The sequence below is a fragment of the Spirosoma arboris genome (genome assembly GCF_009754945.1).
GTDB lineage: Bacteria > Bacteroidota > Bacteroidia > Cytophagales > Spirosomataceae > Spirosoma > Spirosoma arboris.
Genome location: NZ_WPIN01000015.1, coordinates 172,344 through 191,442 on the forward strand (window position 1 = coordinate 172,344; position 19,099 = coordinate 191,442).

The window sequence follows — 19,099 nt, forward strand, 5'->3', positions numbered from 1 at the left end:
ATTGAAACCGATCTCGAATAAAGACCGCCCGTTTCCACGCTTCATATTCTGGGAGCCTGCGAATAAGCTTGATAAGCCCAGTAATACTACTGGACTTATCAATGTTCTCATTGCTCATCATTCCTCGTAACTCTGAAAATACAGCTTTTCTGCATAGGCCAGCGCATACACTTTGTCAATCACATCATGGCGTTCGGCCACCACTAAAAGGCTTTCGTTTCTCCCTCGCGGATACATATATACGTCAATGCCGTACAGGAATAACAACCGCGTAAAAATGCGATCATAAACCGCCTGTTGGGGTTCACCGGAATCAACGGCTACATCGGTTACTAGTTGACTGGTCAGAGCGCGGTACGTGGTAGTTGTGGCGCCCGTAGGTTGGGTATTGGTGTGGGTTGTGTTCATGGATAGTACCTTTTGGCTATGGCTGGATAGAACTTATTCATTCTAGCGTAGACTCTACAAATCCTATCAACTACGTAAATCCGCTTAACCTGACGAAAAGGGATTACCCAATCGCCAATTGACTCTTTAAATTGCTCGTCATAAATGAGTGTAAGTACTCGATTATCGGCGCTTTCGAAAAAACCAACTCGGTATGAGCAATATTTGCGCCCCGCAATTCGGCATTCGACGACAACCAAGTCACCTACTTCCGGGAGGCTATTAGGCGGCACAGGAATGCAGGTTAAATCATAACCTCTCCACATCAAAGGGGCCAATGAATCACTACTTACAATGAATTGCTTCCAGTTTAATTCCCTAATAAAGCCATCACTGATTAGTGGGGTTTGAATCTGCTTTTTCATGGCCTTACAGAACAGGAACACCCGTCATATATACACACCGACACATCAGCAAAATATCCTTACGCTCCGTTTCACGCTGGGGCCATGTAGCATTATCGCGCGTGAGCCGAATGACCTGCTCGTCAACTGCGGCCACCCGGCCAATGAAGTAGCTTTTTGGCTCCTGCAAGGTGGTAATCAGTACAACCTTGCCCAGTAAGGTTGGGAAGTCAATGGGTTCAACCCCAATGACGACCAGCATAGCCCGTTCTGAGTAGTTGATTGGTGGCGACATGCTGTCATCAGGGACATTGACTATGCCTGCCAGCTTACGTTCCTTTGGGGTCATATCCCCATCGTATACAAGCTTGTCCAAAAAATAATCCACCCAGGATTGGCCGGGTTTGGGAACCATGAGATTTGGGTTCGCTTCCATAGTCCTAGATGACAGTTTTAGTGACGATGTAGCGAACCAGACACAAAAAGCCAATGCTTACACGGGCAATGGTCACGCCCGAATTGACAGGGCACTCAAAACCCAGTTTGATACAAGCGACATCAATGGCCACGACGCGACCAAATACCAATTCCTGCGGTTTTGATTCGAGGGCAATGGCTACCACCTTTCCCTCAGCATCGGCGTACTGAACTGGGTTGAGTGTGACGGCCAGCACAACCGTTTGCAAGGGTATCAAGTGAGCCATCGTACTCGTAGCTACGGTCAGCAGGGTAGCCCGCTGGCGTTCCTGAGGTGTTAGCTGGAACTGGCGTAGGTAATCGGGGTCGATTATGCCAGCCAGGGGCTGGAAGCAAATAGGCTTTTCGGGCAACTGCCGATAGTCCACTAAAATGGGGACTTGAGGGCCATTTTTGGCCGCTTGTGGAGTAGGAGGTACATTATTCCCCTTACCCGCGTACATTTGTACCGTGTTCATTTTAACTAACTGTTTGATGAACGTCTCCCCGTTGCTGTCTCCTGCCAAGTTGCCAGCGCGGGGTTTTTCATGACGTGTCAATCACCTGATTGACAACACAAATCTAACCAAAAGTATATATATACCAAAACTTTAGGGGTAAATTTTTTATTACTCTGGATTTATATCAATTGAAATTGTTACACCCAGAGCGTTAGATATTTTCTGCAATGTTTCAACAGTAAAATTATTTCGACCAGCCTCATAAGAAGCTATCGTCCCCTTTGTTACACCCAATCGCTCCCCCAACTCTGTCTGGGTTAGGTTTTTGGACTTTCGAGCGGCCTTAATTTTTTCCGCTAAGGTGGTTATTGCCATAACTTTGAAAAGTTTGTACAAATATAAACTTTTCATTTGTATAGACCTCCCTTGCTTTTCCTCACTTTACCTAACGGCAAAATTACGTGTATCTACATGTTTTAGCTGCGTTGCTGTAGCATCTCCAAAGCCTCGTTCTAGCTTTAATTTTAGGCAAGAAAATTGCATTTAGTACGAACTATGCCGTATTGTAAGGTAGAGTATGACATGGCCTATTAGGTAAAATATATTTAGATTGCACTTTTGATCTCAAAAGTATCGTTCTGTAGAAGTTCATGCGCATAATAGGCTATCACACCTGTAAGAAAGAGGGAAAAATAGAGGAAATAGAGGCTAGCGGCCCCTTTTGGTCAACTCATGAGCCAGATGATCCAGCCAAACATAAGTTTTTGGGTAGTGGTTATTACTTCTGGGATAATAACAAGGGCATGGCTCATTCGTATGGAAAGGCCACATATAGAAGGAAGTATTATATATTTGAAGCGGAGCTTAAATTAACAGAAGAGAATTTCTTCGATTTAGTAGGTAATCGTATACACATGCTTGCATTTATGGAGCTAGTGGAGAAATTCAAAGCTAACTATGAAGCAAGTGAGCGTTGGCCTGTAGGCGCCTTCATTGAATTTTTAAAGTCTAAAGGAATTTTCCCTTACAAGGCAATACGTGCGCTTGATAGCAGTATAGGCATTAGGGAGATAACGAAATTTGACTTTGCTTCTCAACATGATGCTTTTACGAATTTAAGTCCGATTTATATTGTTTGTCTTTTAGAGCTTGATAATACCATCTTGACTTCCTTTAAGTTTAATACAGAATTTCCACTACCTAAATAATAGCTTGATATGTTTGACGAGACCTTAATCAGTTTATTGGCGCAAGTAGACAAGTACTTTGCTGAGACGCCTAAGGATGTTATCGACAAAGAATTGAAAGCTATCGATGCAATGCAATTTAGCGGCCCTAGCGCTAAAGAGTATTTTGCCAGCTTTCATTCTCAGTTTCAGGCTAGTCCAGCACAAAGCGAATACATAAAATTCGAGCCTGAGCCTACAGCTTTTATATTAGGCACTGCCTCTTTTCTCTTGGACACTTGCAGGGCCACTACCGGAATGCATCCTTGGCTTAAAAGAGGCAGCGCTAAGCGCAAAGAGAAAGCTGTGCTAGCATTGTCCCCAATGGCAGACCTACCTGCCGTAGGCATTGAAACTTACAATACCCTTCACGTAGATTCTATGGGAATTTTTGGAGCATTGAGCGCAGAGGGAGACGTATACACTAATCGCTTGAAAGATTTAAGTCATGTTCGATAAATTATTGTATTTTTTTGATCAGAGGCAATGGGTATATAATATACTAGGCTCTAACCTGCAAATTATTTCCTTCGGCTTTAAGACAGATAAGGCAAACTATAATTGCTATGCTACAATCAATCCAAGCAATGATATACTGACAATTATCATCTATCACCCTATAGTAGTACCTAAAGGCAAAGCAAAACGTGATCAAATTTTGGCTTTATGCAATCACTATAATGCAAATTTGATACTAGGTAATTTTGATATTACCAAGGGGAATGAAATTAGGTGCAGAACAAGTACTATTATAGGAGGAGACAAACTTGAGGAAAGTGTTATCTCTGAGATAATAAATTGGAGTATTAACCTCATGGATGATACCCTTGACACATTCAACAATCTTATATACGAGAAAATTGACGTAAAGGGAGCAATAGAAAGGGCAGATAGCTTATTCACTGCCCCAACTAAAAGTTTACCAGAAGCATAAAAAAGGACCTTTATTACGAAGGTCCTTTTTTATGCTTCAATCCTCATGACTACATGAATCATCTTTGATAATGTGATACTTATATTTACTCAAAACGATTTAGTAATGGCCGACAAGGATAAAAGACACTGGCCCTTGGATATGCTCAAAGCCAGACGAAAGTTACTTCAGATTTTAAATGAAAATATAGAAGAATCAGATGTCAAGGATGCTTATTTCAGCTTTAAACCCGTGGATAACTATTTACCATATTTTTTTATAGTTAGAGAATTTGATAATAAAGGTGAACAACCATTTTTTAGGGCGGTATATATGCCTAAAACAAATTCTGACGCTTCAGAAGGTACAGGATCAATGACTGAAGGTCAATTGGAAGTGTATTTTAAGGATTGGATGCGTTTAGTAAATGGATATATTGAGCAATTCGCACTCGACAAGGATACTATTTTACAGGGCTATGAAGAAGAGTTTTTAGAAGCCTTCGTAATAGAAAGTGACGATAACACGCATAGCTATCCTACAGCTACTCAACTAAAGATTGATCAACTCTGCACGGATACAATCAAGCTACTTCATTCGTTTGTTAACGACAATTCACTGAATGGGGAAAAGAAGCAGGAAGTTGAATCAATCATTGAGAGTGTTCAGGAGCTACAAGACACCCAAACGCAGCTCCCGAAAGGAGAAGTACGAAAAAAGCTGGCTAATATTTGGGCACGCATAAAAAAGGCTGGCATAAAATTATTTGTTGAGGTCAAGGCGGAGGCATTTAAGGCAATTATAAAAGAGGGCGTAAAAGGACTTCTTGATAATCCTATGGCCCCTATTGACTTTGCAAATGACTTGTTAGACAAGACATAGTAAAGCTTTACATCTTTTTCTTGCAAGTTTTAAAAATAGAGAGATATGGGACTTTCTTTGGTAGGTTTACTTGTTGAAAATGCAGGAGAACAGTTTGATAAAGCGATTCAAAGCGCCCGTGAAACTTCAGATCTTTCAGAAGATGAGTTTGAAAAGAAGTTAGAGAGTAAATTTAATGAAATAGCCGAAGCCTATGAAGATATAATTGCCGAAGCTTACCAAAAAATATATACAATAAAGTATGATAAATTTATTGATGTTCATGTAGAAAATCAACGCCAAATTTCTGAGCTTAATCGAGAACCTTTTAAGGGTTTTTTCTCATATCTTAATACAGTATACCTGTTAAATAAAAAGCTACAGGATAAAGTTAAAGAAGCTCAATTGACAGAAACGGAAAGCATAGTAATTGCTCTATATGCTCATCTAATGAGAATGGGAGATCAAATCGGTGTAATGTTACTAAATGGCTATAATGATGGAGCCTTAATACTTTGGAGGTCTTTTTATGAACATGCCGCAACATTAACTCTTTTAATCTCTCTTAACGACAATAACCTCACTGCTAAATTTATTAATCATTCCATCCGAAGCCAAAAAAAGAAGGCCGAGAGCTTTTCAAAGCACGTGGAAGAGCTTAAGTTTCCGCCATTAGAACAACGAATTATTGATACTATAACTACTCAGCAACAACAACTTAAGGAACTGCATGGGAAGGAGTTTATTGATAATGACTATGGCTGGGCAGATGATTTATTTCCTGGCAAACAAAAAGCTACTCTTAGAGGGATTGAGGATTTGTTGGGTTGGGGGCGCTATCGAGTGTTTTATATTTGGGCTTCTCAATATGCCCATTCTGGCTTTTTGCCGCTAACCGATTATGTGGAAAATAATACCATTATCCTGCCACGCATCACTCAACAATCCACCGACTTAAAAGGAATTATAGATCCTATTCAACTTACTTTGGCGATTTTTCATGAGGTAAATAATCATATTCTATATTTTGCCTCTGTGAAACACGAATACATTTTAAATACTCTAGTGTTTAGAAAAATATATGATAAGACTTTGTTAGCTTTTCATAATTCAGAAGTTAAAGAAGAATAACTTTATCAAAACTTATTTTGTCTTTTCTTCCACTGAGAGAGCTTGACGAAAAACACCTCCCTGTCCGAAAAGCGCCTTTTCCCGTAAAACTGTTCAAAAACTTTTTCTATTGCTTCGTATGCCTCACCTTTCTTTTGGTAAAGGATGAGGTTATATTGATAAGCGGTAAAAAATCCATTTCCCTTTAAGTCTATAATTTGCCTCACCCATTCCAATAGATCAGGCACTACTTCGAACGAGGGAATGGGTGAGATTTTTTGTTTCATCTTTTTATTATTGTCGAAAGGCAGCGCCAAAAGCGCGTACAAACTCAGATGCAGATACACTTTCACCCTGTCTACTTCGTTCAGCGGCCTTGATTTCCTCCTCATCGATTGGCCACCATTCCCCCATGTCTGGCATTTCAGAAGCCAGTGAGCTGATAATCATGAAGGCATGTTTTCGGTCACGTCGGACGTTGGCCAGGTATAGATCGGCTTCCCGTTTTGACTGCTGATTGAGCCAAACAATGGTCTGGCCGTAACTGAATTCAAACCAGAACTGAAAGGCGGTTAAACCGTAGCCGTAGGCGCGGGACTCGATGTCTTCGTAGTTGAATCCACCTTGCCCGCTTTGACGTTTTTTGGTTCGTCGGGAGTTTGGGCTTGAGAAGCCTTTTTTTGTTCTTCAGCGGCCAGTCGTTCCGCTTCGGCTTTTACCTCTTCAATCCAGGCAGGCACCTCTGTTGCTGGTTTGTTGATGACCGAACCAATGAACGCATAGACGACTTCATTTTGCTTGGCTGTATCGCCTTCGACCTTATCAACAAAATCACTTACATCCGCATCGTCAAATGTGAATGGCTGCTTGTCAATGGCGTACTGGGCTTCAAGACCAGCTTTGACAATATGGAACAGGGCGTCTCCCCGGTTAGGACCGGCAAACTCCTGTAAAATGGTCGTGGCGTCATTGGTGCAACCCTGCAACCGACAGAACCGACGGGTAGCATAATTTCCAAACGTCAGCTTCTGCTGATCGATAGAGGCATATGTTTGCATAGTAAAAACGGCCAGGTGGTTAGCCTGACATTAGAAAGGTTGGCGATTAAGACGCAAATGGAACGGGAGCCGTCGTCATGGCAATCTCGAAGGTGTAGATAGCCATCGACTCTTTGTCCGCTTTCTTGGTGAACTTGGTGAAATAGCCCTGGAACACCTCATATGGATCATCATCATTGGCGGTGCCAATACGAAAGGTTTTCGTAACACCTGATAGGATCATAGTCAGTACATCACCGCTGCTGTACATCGTTGATGATGTGGCATTATTCACCGCTGCTTCACCCGAAATAGTACCTTCAATTAGGCCAGGCAAAGAGCTAGCAAAACGGTTATTATATTTGGTCGTGGTATCAATTTTGGCTACACCTATATCAAACGTGACGGTATTTTCTTCGGAAACACCCTTCCAAACGGAGATAGTTGTAGCTGGAGAAACCGGATCGACTCCGATTTGAATTTTTATGTTTGAAGCATTGAACTTGCCTGCCATCTTACAGTTGATTTAAGGAATGTGTTACGGTAATAAGTTTTCGTACCAGGGTGCCACGTTCAGTGGTAAGGTCAATGTCCTGAACAGGACCAATCAGCGTTAACACCACATCAAAGCCGTTCACGTCCAGGATAGTTGATGTTGGTTCAGGCAGTAGCCGTTCGGTGATCAAGTCAGTTATCTCCGCAGCAGGCTGCCGACTCCAATCGTTACCGAAAAACTCCGTAACGACATCCAGTATAATCTCCCCGTTCTGACCAAACGTGTACTTTGAATTGTCAGGCCGACCGATCCAGGGGCCAATTATGACGTAAGGTTTCTGAGCATCATCTGGCGCTTTTACACTATAAAAACCCAGTTCAATGTCCCCATACACCAACCCGGTTAGCAGGGAGAAGTAGGCTTTTTGAAGTGGGAAACCAGCATCTTTCATTGTACCAACCGGGCTAACATGGCATCCAGTGCCTTGTAATACAGATCTCCATTTATCAGAAACGTGGGAATCAAAAATGGCCTTGCCGGTAGGTTGACTTCCCGTTTGCCAGCCCCTTTAAACTGGCCAGCTAACTCCTCCCAACCCTCGGGTATTGAGACTAAGCCACCCGTTCCAAATTCTACAAATGGGGCATAGGGCACGGAAAACGTAATCTTTGCGCCAAAGCCCCGGTTTGTTGATTCGTAAAAACCGGACTGTCTCAATTTTCCGTGATCGACTGCCACCTTCTCAACCGCCTGGAATTCCGTCAACCGTCCATAGGTTTCGGTAATCTGAATGGCTCCGGTTTCCGCTTCTTTGGGTAGTCGTTTCAGATCCCGAATCAGCTCATCAAGGCCGTGTACTTTACTCATTGCTGAATCGCAGTAACCACACGAACTACGTTCTTGAAATCTTCAGCTACATCAGGCCCCTGAAGGGTGAAGCGTCGATTATTCCAGATAAGCGTATCCCCAGCCAGTAACACCAAACCCGCCCGTTTCCAGAATTTAGCCTGAATGACCAGGCTAAGTTTTTGCTGAATCAAATCCGGTCGAGACGGAGATTTTAACTCCTTCACTTCGGCCAGTCCATTCAGCAGTTCCGTTTCACCGGACTTGGTAGAACCTCCAGCATTATCTGAAGCCCGAACAGAGCGAACGATTTGAATCCGATCCCGTGGAATCATCAGCTTGCCCAGTTAAAGGTTCGATACCGTCGAATGGAGTCTTTCCAGCCACCGGCTTTCAGGCTTGAATTCAAGCCTGAATACTCAGCCGCAGCGCGGGCCACAGCATCAAGCAAAACCGCTGGAATGGAATCAAAGTCATAGCCACACTTAAAGACGATGTTGCCCCCAGTAGGCCAATCCGCCGTTAAGCGGCCATCGGCATCCACTGAGCCACCTGCCGAAACGGAGACCGTCGACAAGTAAGGGCCATAGGGCAAATCCGTCGTTTCAGTCAGGATCGAGTAGGAAACCTTACGGACCTGTGGCCCAATGGAAAGACCCGTAAACCGTTCCACATCATCAATCGCCCGGTCACGACAATCCAATAGTAAATCATTGTAATCGTTCAGGTTCAGATCCAGAAATAGCAACGCCTTGATCTTATTGATAAGATCAAAGTTGGCCACTTCCCGACTCTGAACGCGAATGATTAAGCCTGATTTCATCTATTCAGTGAGATTAGCCGTCGAAACGGTTTTGTCGTCTTTGGTTTTACGACTGGCAGCGCCCTTGTCGTCTTTCTTCTCAGCGTCCGGATCTTCATCAGACTCAGCTACTGCTTCGAGTTGCTCGTCTGACAACGTAGCCAGCTTTCGCTCCAGTAGCGACTTGGCCACGTCGTCTTCAGCCTGGAAGGTCTCATCCGTTCCTACATAGCCGTAATCACCGGAGAGGGGTTGGTTTGCAATGAGCGTTTTCATAGCTAATCGGGTAAAAAATGAATGATTTTCGCCACCAAAGCCCAACGTGACGTGCGTTGGGCTTTGGTTAGGTATGATCTGGATTGCCCGGTATTAGGCCGTTTTAATCAGGTTTTTGCCCGCTGAGAAGGTAGACTTAACCAGTCCTTTCAGATCCGGCGTCTTCACGAACAATACACCCCGTAGCGAAGCCGTGATGGTTGTCCGGTCAGTCAGCGCATCGTCTTCGTTTTGCTCGAAGAAACGAAGCGTCAGATTTCGTTTGATACGGAATTTCACGAGTTGTGGGTTACACACCAGTACCGTATCTGAGCCAAAACGATTCGTTTTGATGACCTGAAGTCCAGCGATGAGCATGCCCGTTGCTGATACAAAAGGAGGGATCAAATACCGGCCCTGGGTGTCTTTGTAGAGGTTCATGTTGGCAAAAGCTGAAGAACCTAAAATGACGTGCGTAGGCATGTAGTTGGCCAACTCAATCTGCAAGGCCATTGCCTGAATCAGGTCGAAGTTATTGGGAGCGGCCAGCGTTTCAAAGCCAGATGGGAGCGCAAAGGCAGTCGATTGAGTCAGAATACCCGTGTGGTGTTCGCCTGTACCATCACCTGACAAAATTTCGTTTTCCAACTGGTTGTTCATACCCGCTGGACCGTCGATTAATTCATCCTGAATTTCAGATAGAACAAAATCAACGTCTTCCAACATCTCTTCGGTGATTTTGGTGTAAACCGCCGTTTTCTTGGTGTTGGCAAACTTTTTAGCCCACTTGCCTGACCATTGGGGGAACGTGGCACCTTCCGCAACCTGGCCAGCACCACCTTCAACCATTACCCGTTCGTTCCACGAAACCGTGTTTTCGGACGTAGCACCTACACTGATTAAGTTACGGATGAAAAATGGAGTCGTCGGATCTTTGGCCACGCCTGGTTCCATTTCCAGACCACGCAGTAAAAACGAGTTAGTTCCTGTCAGCGAGTAGCTGGTAGAGTTGATCGAGACCGTTTTTAAGTCAATTTCAATTCCCTTCTTTTCGTGGCCAGCGGGTAGGTTCCATGCATTTTTGACGAAATCATTAGCCGTAGCCTTTTCCTCAATTTGCTGCATTAAGGACTTCTTTTCGGTCTGGGAATCTTTGATGCGGTCTTTGGCAGCTTGCAGTTCATCCAAGTGCTTTTGCTGTTTTTCCGCCCTATCTTCCCACTCTTTCTTTAAGGTCTCCAATTCCTCTTTGGTAGCCTTTTTATCAGTCGCTTTCTCAAAGTCCTCTTTCCAGCCTTTGACCTGCTCTTTCATGTCTTTGATGCCTTCATTGAAGGTTTTTTCGACATCCTCAAGCGACTTGTCAAACCAGATTTTGGCGCGTTCATACAGATTAGCCGCCCACCCCCGATTGGGATTTAAGGTAGTGGCGTAGGAAAACGCCATTGCCTGCCCATTCTGATTGAACAGCGTGAACAGAACAAGGGTGAGCACTAACAACACAAGTTGTGTTTTCATGGTCGTGTTACAGAATTTTAATTGAGAGTAAATTGGGACTTCATTCGCTCGGCAAATCCTTTGTAGTCCGGCTCAGTGTCTTTCGGCGGCTGAGTGGTGCGTTTGTGTTTTTCCAGGAGCTTGCCTAACTCATCGTACTTGGATTGAAAAAATTCATAGGTGGAATCCTGCCAGTTATCCCGGTGCAGGATCGATTCGAGATGCTTATAAAGCGCTTTGGCATCCTCCTCATCCAACTCATTGTCATCAAACTGACCTTTGAGTCCGGTCATTGGCGTGAGCGGATTTGCTCCATAGCCGGTTAGCGTAGATCCTTCATACAGCATCACCTCAGAGAGCATATTGCCGTCTGCTGTTTTTTGCTCATTTACCGTTTTGTAGCCAATGGAATGCTCAAGGCCATATTTGTTAACAAAACAGGCAATCACTAAATCAGAATCAGGAATAAAAACGCCCTCGTGGTTTTTGAGGAGTTGAGACTTGTAACCCAGACCTGTATTGTCTTCGTATAGATCCTGAAAGACACCAAGTGGACTTTTGAAGCTGTGATTAAGCAGGTGCTTGATGCGGCCTGAACCTTTAGGACCACCTTCGGAAACGGTCTTGACGAAGGTTTTTCCCTTGACCGTAAAATCCCCATCAGAATCTTTGTTGTACCAATGTGACAGGTAGCCAGTCGTGACACCAGTAACGGTGTCAATATCCTTAACACTAATGTTTAGGTTCTTAAACTTCACAGCAGTTACGGAGGGTACGAAATGATGGCTGTGAAGTTCAGAGATGAACTAACGGTTATCTATAAACGCGTGTTAATGATGGAGAAATATTTTTTTTGTTTCGCAGTCTGTGCCGCTGACTTGTAGTGATTTTCTAATTCTATTTGCCAACTTTACGCCTGGCGGAAATTCCAGATTCTAATTGTATGTTTACATCTATCCAGCCAATTCGAAAGCTTTTAGTATTGATGTACCTGTTTGGCTGGGCGTTTATCGGTTGTCAGTCAAAACCAGATCCTGAGCCTGATTACGTGAGCGCACTCGTGGGTACCTACAAAGTAAAAAAGTGGGTATTTAACTGGAAAACTTATTCCGATACGACTTATGCCCCTTACGTAGCGGGTCGAATCTTCGTTGAACGGGCGGCAACAGATGATAAAAAAATCGGGATTGACTCATTCTTGAAACAGATCGATAAATCAACACCCATTACTGATTCCGACCTGGAAAATGACTTTCTATATCAAACTGCCCATTTTAACCCACAGAAAAATCTTTTCACGGTTAATTCAAAAAATGGCATTATTACGTTTGCTAATAGTTTTGCCTCAGGGACCTATACTAAGGATACCTTAATCTATATCTATACGACCCCGGGGGATCCCCCGGCCCAGTATATTATAACAGCCGTAAAATAGCGCTACGACTCCTGGGAATAATGCCGGGAACGGGCAGAATAAAACACTTCCCGATCTTTAAAACGTCGACCACGATTTAGCAGGCTAGTATAAAGTTGCTCCGTGGATTCATAGGCAGCACCCATGTATTGCTTTTCACCGCCGAGTTGCTGCCATTTCTCTTCAAATACTTGAATGAAACCAGCTACCGTCTGAAAGGAAAGACAGAAATCGACCAGCTCACGGGCAGTCGTGTCCAGGGGAAGAATCGGAATGCAAATCATCAAGTTACGGGTGTTGTACTGGCTTGAAGTTACAGAATCCCAACAAGTGTTAATAGGTAGAAATCGCTAATCTTTCAGAACGGGGCATTAAATGACTAATAGACAGATACTTCATATAAATTACTATCACAAAAAAAAAGGTGTTTTTCCCGTTGTGGAAGAACGAAAAAAAACAGTATTTGCTAGTCGCCATTCATTGGTAGTAAATAAATCTATCTTATCAAAGGACATAATTTAAGGGCGTGAAGTTGTTTGGCTTAATGAACTTAATCGATAGTAAAAATTATTGTTTATGGATTCAATATTGAGTATTATTAAATCATTAGATTATAAAGGTATAATTGCTGAATATGTACTTCATAATTTAGCTGATATAGCATTTAAAAAGGTTAAAGATTTTATAGATGATGAAAATGAGTTGCTTAGACGCAGCGGTTCAGACCTTGTATTTAGTTTAGAGTCAAGCGAAGAAACTATTATAAAACAGATTGTATTCAATGTAAAAAAAGCTAATAATTGGTGTAATAATGTTTCTTTTAAAGATGCCCCAGAATCAAAATCTTTAAATCAAGTTTATGTTGGTTTAGATTATTATGTTTCTCCAAAAAGATTAAGGATTGAGAATTTAGAAGACTCGAAGCTGCCTTTTAATTCTCTTTTAGAGAATATTAAATATAATACTGTAGTACTTGGAGGTCCAGGCGCGGGAAAAACTACATTAATGAAATTTTTGTGCTATAGAGTTTTGAATGAAAAACTGTATGAAAATATATTTACATGCCCAGTTGTTATAAGATTTAGAGAGCTTAGAATACCTAAAAAAATATCCGACATAAATGATTATAATTTATATTCTATTCTGAAAAATGAGTTGGGTATAATTGTGAATAGTGAAAATAGTTTCAGTGTGAATCAAAGTGTATTCGACAGTAAATATCGGCAAATTTTGAAAAGAATAATTGTTGATTTTATAGAAGAAGCAAAGCTGTTAATTATTTTAGATGGATACGATGAAATTCCCAATCCTAAAGTTAAGCAGATTATAAAAAAAGATTTAGAAGAATTGTCTCTTAGTTTAGATAATTCAAAGTTTGTACTTACTTCTAGAACTGGCGATTTTGACATAAATATAAGTAACTCTGCAACATATGAAGTTTGCTCTCTTTCGAAGGATCAGATTAAATTATTTGCAGAACGTTGGCTAATTGACAAGCAAGAGGCAGAAGATCTATATAGTCAAATCATGGGGTCCCCATTTTTCGATACAGTTATTCGACCCCTTACTCTTGCGCACTTATGTGCTATCTATGAGCGGTATAAAAAAATACCAGCAAAGCCTAAATCCGTATACAATAGGGTAGTTCAATTATTATTAGAAGACTGGGACTCACAAAGAGATATTGAAAGAATTTCGAGCTATGCTTCATTCGAAGTTGATAGGAAAATAGAATTTTTGTCCAAGTTATCTTATATTTTAACCACTAGATTCAATACCGCTATTTTTAATAGATATGATTTAGAAAGTGCTTATAGGGCTATATGCCAAGACTTTAATTTGCCGGTTTCGCAAATGAGAAAAGTTATTAATGAGATAGAAAGTCACAATGGATTATTTATACAATCTGGAATAGAGTCATATGAATTTGCTCATAAATCAATCCAAGAATTTTTGGCTGCTAAATATATTGTAGGTTTGCCTGAAATTCCATCAAATTTTGATTTATTGAAAAATATTGCTAATGAAATTGCAATTGCGGTTGCAATTTCATCTGATCCGAATATGTATCTAGGTGTACTTTTATTACATAAGATTAAAAAGCCCTCCTATTCTCCCGTATTTTTTAAGATTCTTTTTTCAAGACTATTAATTGAGAAGCCTGACTATAATGATAAGCCTATTTTTTTTGTTGCATTGGCTAATATTCATTTTATAATAAACAGTTCAGAAAATTTGCAAAAATTTAATCCTTTTGAATTAGAAGATATTAATAGCTTGATTTTTAACTTATTAGAAGAGGTTGTTGTGAAAAAATCCATAAAAAGATTTTCTAAATTATACAAATATACTGGTGTAGGATCGAGTTATGATACTTTTATATATTCATTCGCTGGAAAAAATGTTTCATTAGGCGAAAGAAATTATCTACCCTACTCACTTTTAGTGAACGAAGTATCTTATAAATATATAAATGCGCATAATTGATCTTGAAAATTGAAACTTAACCTTATTTTACTGATACCGTATGTTCTATGAGTTACGGATAATAAAAGATAATTTAGGAGTGTAAATAGGGCCATATTTAAGGTCCTTACCTATGCTGAATCTATCCCTATTTACACGGGGATATATGTCACACAGCAGCGACAATTGCAGCATTCTTTTGCTCCTCCTGCTGGATCACCTGGAAACTTCATTTTTACGCCACCTACAACGAAATAACTATCTTTTGGGACAGGTTTTTTGCCAATCATCTGCCTATGATGTTCCCGCGTACGAGTATCCGCTGTGGCAATCCAGACTTTGTTCAACTGAAGGCTAGTAGACATAGCGCCTGCCTCATGGCCAAGTGAAGCCACGCGCGTTGTTTCTGTTCGGGCAATGAGTCTAGAGCGGGTTCGGACACCTTTACCACCCAACACAGTACTGATTCGTCTGGCCGCTTCCCGATTATCCACGTTTTCAGCATTGGCCTGGACTAGTACACGCCGGATCTGATTGCGCGTGGTTTCGGCAATCTGGGTAATGCGTGAGGCCGTATCTGCTTGAGATAATAGGCGAGTTGTGGTATTCTGCCAGACCCGCGAAAAGAAACCAACGTCGGCGGTAATGGTGCGACCAGTGCGTTGGGGGATTAATTCGCGTAAACGTTCAAATTCTCGTTTGGCTGCTTCGGGGAGTGTATGCTGATAGATGCGTGTTAGTAGTTCACGAACAGAGCCAATCTGAACCAGGTCATTGATGTTGAAGATAGTCCCAGTAAGGCCAATGCGCTCCAGCATGGCCAGTAAGTTTTCCTTAATGCCTGATAGCCATTCCTGAACAAGCCGATACGCCCGCCGTTCATGGCGTTTGTACCAGCGCAGGAAGGCTAGGGCGTAGCGACGTTGTTCCTGTAAGTTCATTTTCTAGGATTTGTACCACAACACATCAGCGCACGACTAGCCGCCCGGTCAGGATTAATCCGACGGTGCAACACTTTTACCGCCTTCTTACCAGGCTGAAGTGTGAACTCCCGAACTGAACAGTCCAGGTCAATGAGTCCTTCATGCAGGACTTCGCGGGTGGGTTTATTATACAGTGGGGTCATCATGGCTTTTTCTTTGGGTCTTGATACGTTCCATCATTCTGGGTAGGATCATCCTGATTTGGGTCAGCAGCAAAATCAGTAATGGGAATACGGCCACTGGGTATCATAGGTATGTTCATCAGCGGATTTGCGTCAGGCTCATAGCCAAACGCTTCGAGGAGTTGATTGGACGTCACTGGCAGCATGGACAGATATTCAGCTTTGGCTTTCTGATCTTCCTGCAATTCATGATAAAAGTCCAGATCCGGTTCAACGTGAAAGGTTTCTTTGTCGGTGTTAAACGAGCTTACCAGAAAGCCATTATAGACCTTATCATAGATCAAGTTCAGATCGGGAATCACTCCATCGGTCAGGGAATACTTGCGAGCTTCGGTCAGATTATTGAATGTCGACTGCTTGCCGGATGCCATTGTTTCCTTACGAACTCCATAAACAGCACAGACCTTTTCGAGCATGGTATCATAGCTTTCATTGACATTCAGATCGACCAGCGAACTACCAATATCAATTCCATCCAAAGCGACCGAATTGGCTACCACTTTATTATAGCTACCCTTGGCCAGCTTCTTGTCCAGGTTGTCCTGCACCTTTTGAATTTGCTCCAGATCAAATTCATCCAGGGTAGCGCCTTCCTTGGGAAAGATAAGCTTGCGTGGTCCCCGGTTCTGATAGGATTCGTTTTCGGCTTCATTGGCCGACTGGTGTTTGGTGATAACCGACAACCGTAATGGTTCCAGTAAGGACATACCCCAGTCAAACAACGAGTTCGCTTCAGCCAGTGGATTGAAACGCTGTAAGGTCAGCATCTTATCGGCGGGTATCGGATCTTTGACGTACACGCATCGAAACTGGGTCGGCATCGTCATTGGCCCCGAACCCTCTACCTGCATGCCGTATTCCTGCATACGCCAAAGCTCCTGAATCTGTCCATTGTTGACTGCGGAGCTACTGCGGTTTCCGTACACAAACGTAGTCCCTAATACGTCGTACATGGTCGACAGGCTATACAGGAACTGAGCCCGGTTCTGTTTGGGATTGGGCTTGTTGATGATGTCAAGAATCCTGTGACTATCCACTGGATCTAAGGCCTGCTCTTTTAGCTCTTTGGCCTGTCGCTGGGCGCTGGGATCATCCTTTTTCTTTCGAAGCTCCAGATACCGGTGAAACTTCTTTTTGTCCTTCACCTGGAACAATACCGGTGGACACGCGCCGATCTTCTTGGCCTTCCAGTTCTGAACGGCAAAGATGATGTCGTTCTCAACGTAGGCCCGCATGTAGGTCAACGAGTCGGCAGGCAGCACCGTGACCGCTCGACCCGTAATAAGGTAATTCAACCGGCCAGCGGTTAGGGCTTGCCCCATACCAGGGGCCAACGCCGTGGCCAGTTTGTAGCGAAATTTATCTAGCATCGTTACGGTGGGTCAGGCCACAACCCAGGTTTTGGCCGGTTTTAGTTCGAAGTATTCGCGCATCATCAGGGTATCCGAACTGTCAGGGGAACGGCCTAAGATCTCTTTTACCTGGTCTTTGGGGACAACCATCTTTTTGCCATCCTTATCCATGTCTTTCTGTTTGACCTGCTCCAGATCTTCAACAAGACGTTCCCGCTGTTCCAGGGTCATACAATCAGGATCAATACTGACCACATGCCGATTGATGCGGTCAGCTATTCGGAAGTAGCATTGACTTTTTAGGTTAGAATAGTTCGGTGTTTGCATACCCAGGGTAGGTACTCGCTCTTCCATCGGTTTGGCATTATTGACAAAGCCCCGGCATTTCAGAATATCCACTACACCACCGCCAACACCATCTTCATCGGCCACCACATTTCGGGCAAGGATATTGTGTAACTTCATCAATACCTTAATTTTATCGGCTACGTCGGTGATAGATGATTTTGGTATGGTGTACCATTCTATAATATGCCAGTCTGCCCAAACAGCGATGATGGTATGATCTGAACCATACCGGGCAACGTCGCAGGTGATAAAATTTCCTTTTTTATCAGGACTTGTTCGCCATAGCTCAACAATGGCATCAAACGCAATCAGAGCAGATGGATCATCGTCGTATTCCCAGTTTCCGTTAAACAATCGCTCCTTACTAGCCCGATCAAGCGTTTGTAGATTCTTGACGTAGTGCTCACTAATGTGTGGATTATCAGTGACCAGCGACTGAACAAACGCCCGATCAATCGGCATTTTGTTTTCCCGATTGGGTTTAAAAAAACGGGAATAGACGAAGTTTTTAGCCGGATTGCAGCTGCCTAGCATCTTAGGGATTAGGCCAAACAAATCAAGTTTGTAGCGGATACGGGACTTGACAATGTTCCAGGCTTTTTCAACGATCTGGTTGCACTCGTCGATAAAGGCGCCGGTTATTTCGAGTGAACCCAGGCTGTCAAAGTTTGGGTCTGATGGATATAGCTTCAGGTCTTTCAATAAGATCTCTGAGCCGTTCTTCCACTTGATAACACCTGACTGCTGATTGAAATTGTAATGAAGGCCCGAGCGGATACCAAGTCGACCGCAGATCTCAAAGAAGGTATTCAGGGTTGTTTCCTTTAAAATCTTTAGCTCAGATCGACCCATCAGCCAGCGGGTGCCAGGATAGGCATTTGAACACTGAATTAACCACAAACAGCCAAATGCGGATTTGCCACCACCTGCACCACCGCCAAACAACACTTCGGTTGTGTGGTCATCGAGCAAATAGTCTAAGGCAATATCCTGCTTGGCTGTCAGGACAAATTCGCTGGTAGTCACGCCTTGTCAGATTTAGAAGGACGAACAATGTTGATGGTCACATTAGTAGTATCCCCAGTCGGCTTAATCTTACCCTGAACCTCCAAAAGCTTCACGATAGCGTCTTTCGCATCGTGAAGCTCAACTTCAAGGCCATACCTTCCCTCTTTGACTTTCTTAATCAAATGGTAGTATTCCTGAGCTTCTTCAGTCGTTAGATCGAGTACTGCCCGCATGGAAGAAAGTGGGGTAGTTTCAGTTTCCTGATCATCATCGTCCTCCTCCGATTCTTCTTTTTTAGAAGGCACTTCGGTTACCACGGGACTAATCCGTATAAAATGCGCAATCGTCGCCCTACCCATATCGGTAAGACGACGAACGGCTTCAGCTGGAGGCATGGCCTGATTATCCAGGACTGCTTCGATAGCGTCTTTAACTTCTTTATTGGCAAGTAATTCGGAGGCAGTTTGTTTGGCTCTGCGTTTAGAGTAACCCGCATCACGGGCAGCCTGAGCACCATTCAGATGGTTGCAGTACGCAGCAACAAACTTCTTTTGGGAAGCATTCACGGGTCACGGTAAGTCACGGTAGGCGGCTA

The 19,099-nt window shown here is 43.0% G+C and carries 28 protein-coding genes; 7 read left to right on the top strand and 21 right to left on the bottom strand.

The genetic code is table 11. The features are described 5' to 3' along the window. Nucleotides 1-117: 117 nt before the first annotated feature. The 4 genes from GO755_RS30400 to GO755_RS30415 all read right to left on the bottom strand — a co-directional run bounded on the left by GO755_RS30400 (nt 118) and on the right by GO755_RS30415 (nt 2,083). Nucleotides 118-408, bottom strand: coding sequence for a hypothetical protein (locus GO755_RS30400; RefSeq protein WP_157589202.1), 291 nt, complete (start codon nt 406-408; stop codon nt 118-120). Nucleotides 409-816: 408 nt separating this feature from the next. Beyond that, nucleotides 817-1,227 (bottom strand): hypothetical protein, encoded by a 411-nt coding sequence (locus tag GO755_RS30405; RefSeq protein WP_157589203.1) that lies wholly within the window; start codon nt 1,225-1,227, stop codon nt 817-819. Between the two features lie 4 nt (nt 1,228-1,231). Continuing rightward, nucleotides 1,232-1,726, bottom strand: coding sequence for a hypothetical protein (locus GO755_RS30410; RefSeq protein WP_157589204.1), 495 nt, complete (start codon nt 1,724-1,726; stop codon nt 1,232-1,234). 150 nt (nt 1,727-1,876) lie between these two features. Continuing rightward, nucleotides 1,877-2,083: a helix-turn-helix domain-containing protein gene (locus GO755_RS30415; RefSeq protein WP_157589205.1), complete on the bottom strand. Its 207-nt coding sequence runs from the start codon at nt 2,081-2,083 to the stop codon at nt 1,877-1,879. A gap of 275 nt (nt 2,084-2,358) precedes the next feature. On the opposite strand from GO755_RS30415, the gene GO755_RS30420 reads away from it, so the two are divergent. The 5 genes from GO755_RS30420 (at nt 2,359) to GO755_RS30440 (ending at nt 5,839) form a co-directional block, all read left to right on the top strand. Further along, nucleotides 2,359-2,916, top strand: coding sequence for a hypothetical protein (locus tag GO755_RS30420; protein WP_157589206.1), 558 nt, complete (start codon nt 2,359-2,361; stop codon nt 2,914-2,916). Between the two features lie 9 nt (nt 2,917-2,925). Further along, nucleotides 2,926-3,393: a hypothetical protein gene (locus GO755_RS30425; RefSeq protein ID WP_157589207.1), complete on the top strand. Its 468-nt coding sequence runs from the start codon at nt 2,926-2,928 to the stop codon at nt 3,391-3,393. After that, nucleotides 3,383-3,868, top strand: a complete 486-nt coding sequence (locus GO755_RS30430; RefSeq protein ID WP_157589208.1) for a YbjN domain-containing protein — start codon at nt 3,383-3,385, stop codon at nt 3,866-3,868. Before GO755_RS30425 ends, GO755_RS30430 begins: the two co-directional genes overlap by 11 nt. A 105-nt stretch (nt 3,869-3,973) precedes the next feature. Further along, complete coding sequence (locus GO755_RS30435) at nt 3,974-4,729, top strand: hypothetical protein (RefSeq protein ID WP_157589209.1); 756 nt, start codon at nt 3,974-3,976, stop codon at nt 4,727-4,729. Between the two features lie 45 nt (nt 4,730-4,774). After that, nucleotides 4,775-5,839: a DUF5677 domain-containing protein gene (locus GO755_RS30440; protein WP_157589210.1), complete on the top strand. Its 1,065-nt coding sequence runs from the start codon at nt 4,775-4,777 to the stop codon at nt 5,837-5,839. 5 nt (nt 5,840-5,844) lie between these two features. On the opposite strand, the gene GO755_RS30445 is transcribed toward GO755_RS30440, so the two are convergent. The 11 genes from GO755_RS30445 to GO755_RS30495 all read right to left on the bottom strand — a co-directional run bounded on the left by GO755_RS30445 (nt 5,845) and on the right by GO755_RS30495 (nt 11,509). Next, entirely contained in the window at nt 5,845-6,105 is a 261-nt protein-coding gene (locus tag GO755_RS30445) for a hypothetical protein (RefSeq protein ID WP_157589211.1), read from the bottom strand. 7 nt (nt 6,106-6,112) lie between these two features. Continuing rightward, nucleotides 6,113-6,268: a hypothetical protein gene (locus GO755_RS30450; protein WP_157589212.1), complete on the bottom strand. Its 156-nt coding sequence runs from the start codon at nt 6,266-6,268 to the stop codon at nt 6,113-6,115. A gap of 122 nt (nt 6,269-6,390) precedes the next feature. After that, a complete protein-coding gene (locus GO755_RS30455; protein WP_157589213.1) occupies nt 6,391-6,876 on the bottom strand; it encodes a hypothetical protein in 486 nt (161 codons plus the stop codon). A 46-nt stretch (nt 6,877-6,922) separates the two neighbouring features. Further along, entirely contained in the window at nt 6,923-7,369 is a 447-nt protein-coding gene (locus GO755_RS30460; RefSeq protein ID WP_157589214.1) for a hypothetical protein, read from the bottom strand. A gap of 1 nt (nt 7,370) precedes the next feature. Further along, entirely contained in the window at nt 7,371-7,802 is a 432-nt protein-coding gene (locus GO755_RS30465; protein WP_157589215.1) for a hypothetical protein, read from the bottom strand. Next, nucleotides 7,799-8,218, bottom strand: a complete 420-nt coding sequence (locus tag GO755_RS30470; protein WP_157589216.1) for an HK97 gp10 family phage protein — start codon at nt 8,216-8,218, stop codon at nt 7,799-7,801. Before GO755_RS30470 ends, GO755_RS30465 begins: the two co-directional genes overlap by 4 nt. Continuing rightward, nucleotides 8,215-8,532, bottom strand: coding sequence for a hypothetical protein (locus tag GO755_RS30475; RefSeq protein WP_157589217.1), 318 nt, complete (start codon nt 8,530-8,532; stop codon nt 8,215-8,217). Before GO755_RS30475 ends, GO755_RS30470 begins: the two co-directional genes overlap by 4 nt. Further along, nucleotides 8,532-9,020, bottom strand: a complete 489-nt coding sequence (locus GO755_RS30480; protein ID WP_157589218.1) for a hypothetical protein — start codon at nt 9,018-9,020, stop codon at nt 8,532-8,534. Before GO755_RS30480 ends, GO755_RS30475 begins: the two co-directional genes overlap by 1 nt. Then, the gene (locus tag GO755_RS30485; RefSeq protein WP_157589219.1) at nt 9,021-9,275 is read right to left on the bottom strand and encodes a hypothetical protein; all 255 of its coding nucleotides are present in this window, start codon (nt 9,273-9,275) and stop codon (nt 9,021-9,023) included. It abuts the gene before it with no gap. 93 nt (nt 9,276-9,368) lie between these two features. Next, on the bottom strand, nt 9,369-10,772 hold the full coding sequence (locus GO755_RS30490; protein WP_157589220.1) for a phage major capsid protein: 1,404 nt from the start codon (nt 10,770-10,772) through the stop codon (nt 9,369-9,371). A gap of 17 nt (nt 10,773-10,789) precedes the next feature. Beyond that, nucleotides 10,790-11,509, bottom strand: a complete 720-nt coding sequence (locus tag GO755_RS30495) for an HK97 family phage prohead protease (RefSeq protein WP_157589221.1) — start codon at nt 11,507-11,509, stop codon at nt 10,790-10,792. A 185-nt stretch (nt 11,510-11,694) separates the two neighbouring features. Between GO755_RS30495 and GO755_RS30500 the strand changes: the two genes are divergently transcribed. After that, nucleotides 11,695-12,186, top strand: coding sequence for a hypothetical protein (locus GO755_RS30500; RefSeq protein WP_157589222.1), 492 nt, complete (start codon nt 11,695-11,697; stop codon nt 12,184-12,186). A 2-nt stretch (nt 12,187-12,188) separates the two neighbouring features. Here GO755_RS30500 and GO755_RS30505 read toward each other — a convergent pair whose 3' ends face one another. Continuing rightward, nucleotides 12,189-12,449, bottom strand: coding sequence for a hypothetical protein (locus GO755_RS30505; RefSeq protein ID WP_157589223.1), 261 nt, complete (start codon nt 12,447-12,449; stop codon nt 12,189-12,191). A gap of 292 nt (nt 12,450-12,741) precedes the next feature. Here GO755_RS30505 and GO755_RS30510 point away from each other — a divergent pair, with 292 nt between their 5' ends. Next, on the top strand, nt 12,742-14,652 hold the full coding sequence (locus tag GO755_RS30510; RefSeq protein WP_157589224.1) for an NACHT domain-containing protein: 1,911 nt from the start codon (nt 12,742-12,744) through the stop codon (nt 14,650-14,652). 131 nt (nt 14,653-14,783) lie between these two features. On the opposite strand, the gene GO755_RS30515 is transcribed toward GO755_RS30510, so the two are convergent. Genes GO755_RS30515 through GO755_RS30535 form a run of 5 tightly spaced genes read right to left on the bottom strand, consistent with a single transcriptional unit; the run spans nt 14,784 to nt 19,070 of the window. Beyond that, on the bottom strand, nt 14,784-15,572 hold the full coding sequence (locus GO755_RS30515) for a phage minor head protein (protein WP_157589225.1): 789 nt from the start codon (nt 15,570-15,572) through the stop codon (nt 14,784-14,786). Further along, nucleotides 15,569-15,760 carry a hypothetical protein gene (locus GO755_RS30520; RefSeq protein ID WP_157589226.1) on the bottom strand — a complete coding sequence of 64 codons (192 nt, stop codon included), beginning with the start codon at nt 15,758-15,760 and terminating at the stop codon, nt 15,569-15,571. The genes GO755_RS30515 and GO755_RS30520 overlap by 4 nt, the downstream gene beginning before the upstream one ends. Beyond that, the gene (locus tag GO755_RS30525; protein WP_157589227.1) at nt 15,757-17,166 is read right to left on the bottom strand and encodes a phage portal protein; all 1,410 of its coding nucleotides are present in this window, start codon (nt 17,164-17,166) and stop codon (nt 15,757-15,759) included. Before GO755_RS30525 ends, GO755_RS30520 begins: the two co-directional genes overlap by 4 nt. A 12-nt stretch (nt 17,167-17,178) precedes the next feature. Beyond that, nucleotides 17,179-18,522 (bottom strand): phage terminase large subunit, encoded by a 1,344-nt coding sequence (locus tag GO755_RS30530; RefSeq protein ID WP_198174985.1) that lies wholly within the window; start codon nt 18,520-18,522, stop codon nt 17,179-17,181. Next, a complete protein-coding gene (locus GO755_RS30535) occupies nt 18,519-19,070 on the bottom strand; it encodes a terminase small subunit (RefSeq protein ID WP_157589228.1) in 552 nt (183 codons plus the stop codon). Before GO755_RS30535 ends, GO755_RS30530 begins: the two co-directional genes overlap by 4 nt. Nucleotides 19,071-19,099 lie beyond the last annotated feature (29 nt).